Source organism: Synechococcus sp. R55.8, assembly GCF_047461895.1.
In the GTDB taxonomy this organism is placed as follows: Bacteria; Cyanobacteriota; Cyanobacteriia; order Thermostichales; family Thermostichaceae; genus Thermostichus.
The window spans coordinates 1-4,884 of the sequence record NZ_JANSIB010000139.1; the positions used below are offsets into that span (position 1 = coordinate 1).

Annotated in this window: 3 protein-coding genes; 2 read left to right on the forward strand and 1 reads right to left on the reverse strand. The window is 61.3% G+C overall.

Annotated elements, in window-relative coordinates; genetic code table 11:
* Positions 1–316: 316 nt before the first annotated feature.
* A complete protein-coding gene (locus NW829_RS11640) occupies positions 317–2,137 on the reverse strand; it encodes a DUF1565 domain-containing protein (RefSeq protein WP_414417144.1) in 1,821 nt (606 codons plus the stop codon).
* Positions 2,138–2,302: 165 nt separating this feature from the next.
* Between NW829_RS11640 and NW829_RS11645 the strand changes: the two genes are divergently transcribed.
* Both NW829_RS11645 and NW829_RS11650 read left to right on the forward strand, forming a co-directional pair.
* Positions 2,303–3,526 carry a pentapeptide repeat-containing protein gene (locus NW829_RS11645; RefSeq protein WP_414417145.1) on the forward strand — a complete coding sequence of 408 codons (1,224 nt, stop codon included), beginning with the start codon at positions 2,303–2,305 and terminating at the stop codon, positions 3,524–3,526.
* Between the two features lie 108 nt (positions 3,527–3,634).
* On the forward strand, positions 3,635–4,747 hold the full coding sequence (locus tag NW829_RS11650) for an LptF/LptG family permease (RefSeq protein ID WP_414407437.1): 1,113 nt from the start codon (positions 3,635–3,637) through the stop codon (positions 4,745–4,747).
* Positions 4,748–4,884: the final 137 nt, after the last annotated feature.

The following is a 4,884-nucleotide window of genomic DNA, read 5'->3' on the forward strand; positions in this document are numbered from 1 at the left end:
AGCGACGAGTGGGGAACCACTTTCAGCTTGCGGGCCAGAGCCATCCGCCTTGCTTTCAAACGGGGGTTGATCAACGCCCAACTGCTGGATGAGGAGGAAGTGCATTTGGATCACTGGCTCAGCCGCTACCGACTGGATCCGCTGGACTAGAGAGGGGGTGTTCGAGCCGTCATCGCTCTTGGCAAGCACTTGTAGTCAATTCCCTTGCCAGCGACCAAGGAGACTTGGGCTCAATGGCTGGCCACCCCGCCAAAGAACTGGGATCAAAGCTCCCTCGTACCGCTATGGAGAAGCAAGCCGGCAGTGTGGGGGGTCGCTAGCGGAAAATCATCTCGGCAACCGCCTCAAAGCCGGCATCCAACAGCCGATCCAACACCGACTGGGCCTGGCTGCGACTGTCGTACAGGCCCGCCTGCAACACTGTTCTGCCGTTGAAAACCGTTTCCACCGCCTCGGGGATGAGCTGCCGCAATCGGTTCAAGTCATCGCTGCTCTTGGGGGTCACCAACACGCGAAATTGAGTTGCCGTTCGCGTTGGCGAAACGGAGTCGTTACCCACAGCAACCACAGGGGGGGCAACTGGAGTTGTAGTGGGAGCAGAGGGAGTGGCCGGGATCCCCGTGGACGGGCGACGGGCCGGCGGGGGCAGAAGGGTGGTGATATCCGTGAGGGGAGCCGACGGTGGCCTGGGAACAGGGTCAGCCGGCTGGGCAGGTGCGGTAGAGCCATCGGGGGTGAAGGGGACAGCCACAAACTGCTCCCCCGGAGGTTGGGGCTGGGGAGTTGCCTGAGGGCTGGAGGGATCTGGCAAGATGCGCCCTCCGGATCCTTGGGGCGGAGAGGGGGGAACCGGGGCAGTAGACTGGGGCACCGTCACAACCGGCAAGGTGGAGGGGGTCTCAGCGGCTGGCCGGGGATCCCTGGGAGTAGCCGGCTGGGCCGGAGCGCTGGGCAGAGCCAAAGTGCCAGGGGCAATGGGGCGGGGAGCGCTGTCGGGAAGGGCGGCAACGGTGGTTTGACCGGACAGATCCAGATCCCCTTTGGCTTTGCCCCGCAGTTGGTTGCCGTTGGCATTGATGCGCAGGCCGCGGGTGGCGTTGTGGATGTCGTATTGGCCGTTGCCCTCAAAGATGTTGTTGCCGGGATCCGTGGCCGTGCCCAGATCCGGCTGGGCGTTGGTGATGGCAGTGAGGCCGGTCTCCAAGTTCTGGGCGATGAGATTGTTGCGCAGGATGGGCCTGGAGCTGCCCCCGACAACCACGCCGGTACGGTTCTGCAGAATGCGGTTGTTGCGCACAACAGGCGCCGAGCGTTGGTCGATGGTGAGGCCAAAGCCGGTCTCCTGGAACAGGTTATTGACGATGGTGGGCTGGGAGGTGCCCAAAACGGAAATGCCGTTGGCCCCGTTTTTATAGAAGCGGTTGCCCTCTACCCAGGGATTGGCAGCGCCAGCGATGAAGATTCCATCGTGGATGCTGCCCACAAAGCTGTTGTTGAGAATGCGCGGGGAGGCCGATTCGACCCAGAGGGCATAGCCGCGCCGCCCTTGGTTGCGCAGGGTAACTCCTCGCACTTCTGCGCCGGTTTCTGCCAGCAGAGCAACATTTTGTCGGCCTAGGGTCGGGCTCATGTAGGTACCGCCGCCGGTGATGAGATAGCCCTCTCCCAAGGTGGACTCGTCCCCACGCAAGGTGAGGCCGGCTTTCAGACGGATGGGGAAGGTTTCGCCGCTCTCCTCGCTATATACCCCGGGAAAAAGCTGAATGACGCTGCCAGCCTCAGCCCGCTGAATGGCATAAGTAATCGTCTTGAAGGGGTTATTGCGGGATCCATCCCCACGGGTATCGCTGCCGTTGGCCGCATCCACGAAAATGGCCGGGCGATTGTCCGGGAGCGGGGGAGCTTGAGGCAGGGTCTGCTCACCGGTAATGCCGGTGTCCAGGGAAGTTTGCGCCCAGCCGGGATCCAACTTTGCTGTCAGCAGTAAGGTGGTGCCAAGCATCAGAGAGGTTGCCAGCCGCGTCAGCATTGCAGAACGATGGCGCTGCGCCCGCAGGCCGGGCAGGACTGCTGTAGATTGGTGTTCGCCGGATTTCTGCAGACCAATAGGCAGTAAGGACAATAAGGAAGAGATCATGGTGGTTATCCTCACACCAGGCTGGGCTAGAGAAGAAAGGCCGAGGTTATCCTACCAAACTGAGTAGGCGGGATCCTGCCCTATCCGCCAACTCCAAATACGGACTAACGCAGGCTTTTTTTGCAAGTCTAACACTAGCCCTAGAGTAACCTCCCTGCTTGCGCCATGACCTACAGAACCCTTGCCCCCGAACATCTGCCCCAAGAGCCGCCGCTGGTTGAATCCGAGATCCTGCTGTCTCCGGTCTCACCGTGGCAACCCCTGATTCATCTGCTGCTGTTGGGGATCCCGGCCTTCTTGCTGCTCTTGGGAAAGCTGATGGCTCAGCCGGTCTTGGGCTGGGGGGCGGTGCTGGCTTGGCTGGGCCTGGCGGGCTGGTGGGGGCGATCGCTTTGGGCTCAGATCGGACGCCGTCTTTGGCAGTGGCTGACCACTTGGCCTCAATTGGCCTGGGCGGGAGTGGCCCTCAGCTTGGCCGTGATGGGAGGGGTTGCTGGGAGCGGGGTGTTTTCCGCTTTGGGATCCCTGAGTTGGGAGGCGATTGGGGCTTTGGGAGAAGTGTTTGGGGCCACAGGCCAAATCTTGATTGCCATCCTGGCCGCCTACATCGCCTGGCGGCAGTACATCATCTCCCGCGATCTCACCATTCAGCAGAATATCATCACCCAGCAGCAGACCATCGACGCCTACTTTGAAGGCATTTCCAACCTGGTCTTGTCTCCCGATGGGCAGTTGGACGATTGGCCCCTGGAGCGGGCCATTGCTGCCGGGCGCACGGCTGCTTTGTTGAACGGGGTGGATCGCTTCGGCAAAGCCAAGATCCTGCGCTTTCTCTCCACTGCCAATCTGCTCAGCCCTCTGCGGCGAGACGAACACCTGGGCCGACCCATTCTGGACGGCAAAGGGGGTTACCAGCGGGATCGCCTGCACGGGATCCGAGTGGTCAACCTGGGCACGATGCTGGAGGGAGCCGACCTGCATGGCACCCTGTTGCGGGCGGTGGATTTCAGCGAAGCCAGCCTGGAGCGGGCCAACCTGAGCGGCTGCGATCTCAGCCACACCAATCTGTGCGGAGCTAACTTGCGGAATGCCGACCTGCGCGGGGCCGATCTCTACCGCGCTTTGCTGTTTGTGGGATCCCCTCAGACGGCTTCCCCCGCTCAGCCGGGGCAAAAGCCGGATTTTAAGACCGGGGCCTACACCGGCGCCATCGTGGCAGGAGCAGATTTCCGCCAGGCTCGCCGCCTTTCCCCCGAACAGCGGGCCTACCTGGTCACCTGGGGTGCCGAGCTGGATCCCGCGTCCGAACCTCCCCTCAACTCTCCTAGGCCGCGTTCGGATCCTGCCGACAAAACGGAGTCGTTTCCCCCACCTGCCCCAAGCCCTTGAGCGAGAATAAATCGATAAGCCTGGCTCAGGGCTTTTGCCGCCGATTCTTCGGCTATTGCAACTCGCCTCTCCCTTGGGGATGAGGGCGATCCCCTTCGATTCTCAAACATGGCACGGTTGCTCACCAAGTTCTGGCTGCTGGAGCGCTATCTGTTTGGGGAGATGCTCACCCCGGTGCTGGCCGGTATTGCAGGGGGAACCCTGCTGCTGCTGGTGGGCCGACTGTTTACCCTGGCCGAGCGGCTGGTCGAGGGATCTGTCCCCCCCCTGACGGTGTTGCGTCTTTTGGTTTTGGATCTGCCGGAGATGGTGGTGCTGGGCATGCCCATTGCCGCCTTCTTTGCCACCATGCTCACCTTGGGCAAGCTGAGCGGCAACAGCGAGATCACCGCTATGCGGGCAGCCGGGATCCCGTTTAGCCGGATTTTCCGGCCCCTGCTGCTGGTGGGGTTGGCCATGAGCTTGAGCGCTTTTTTCATTAGCAACGTGCTGCTGCCAGCCAGTAAACAGCAAATCCGCCAGATCGATCAGCAAGCTTTGCTGGCCCAGGCCACCACCCCGGTGCAATACGATGTCTTTTTCAAAACCGAAGACAACCTCTGGTTCTTCATCCGCCAAGTGGATCCCCGGTTAAATACGATGCAAGATGTCACGATTTTGCGGGTGGATCCCTTGCCGGGAGGCAAATACCAGTTGGCGGAAGTGACCTTGGCCGCTCAGGCAGTGTGGAATGGACTGGAGTGGAGCCTCAGCGAAGGAGCGACCCACCTTTACGGCCCCACGGGTCTCAGCATTGCCGAGCAAACGTTTCATCGCAAGCCGCTGCAAGTTTCCCAGGATCTGGCTACCCTAATGCAGCCGCCGGTTCCCCCCAGCGAGTTGAGCTTGCCGGAGCTGGCGGAGCGGATTTCCCGCCTGGCCCGCTCCAATCTCAATACTCAGGCTCTGCGCACCGAGTTCCACATGCGCTTCTCCCTGCCCTTGGCCAGCTTTTTTGCCGTGCTGATTTCGCTCCCCCTGGGATCCAGCACTGCCCGGCGGGTGGGACGCTACGGGGGCGTCGTCTTCGGGATCCTGTTGGTGTTTGGCTACTACGTGGTTCTGAGCGTGTCTCGCAGCTTGGGAGAAGTGGGAGCCCTTCCCCCTTGGGCGGCAGCCTGGAGCTTCAACATCTTGTTCGGCGGCATCGGACTGGTGCTGCTGGCCCGTTTCCTGCGCTAGGGATCCACCCTAGAATCCGCCAGTCTCAGTTCTCAAGGATGTCTCGAAGAAGGCAGGGATCAACTTTCCTTTCTCTCTCCTCTCGCCTCGCGTAGCTCAGGTTTCCGTCCCCTTGCGGGGAAAAGGTAGGGATCAAC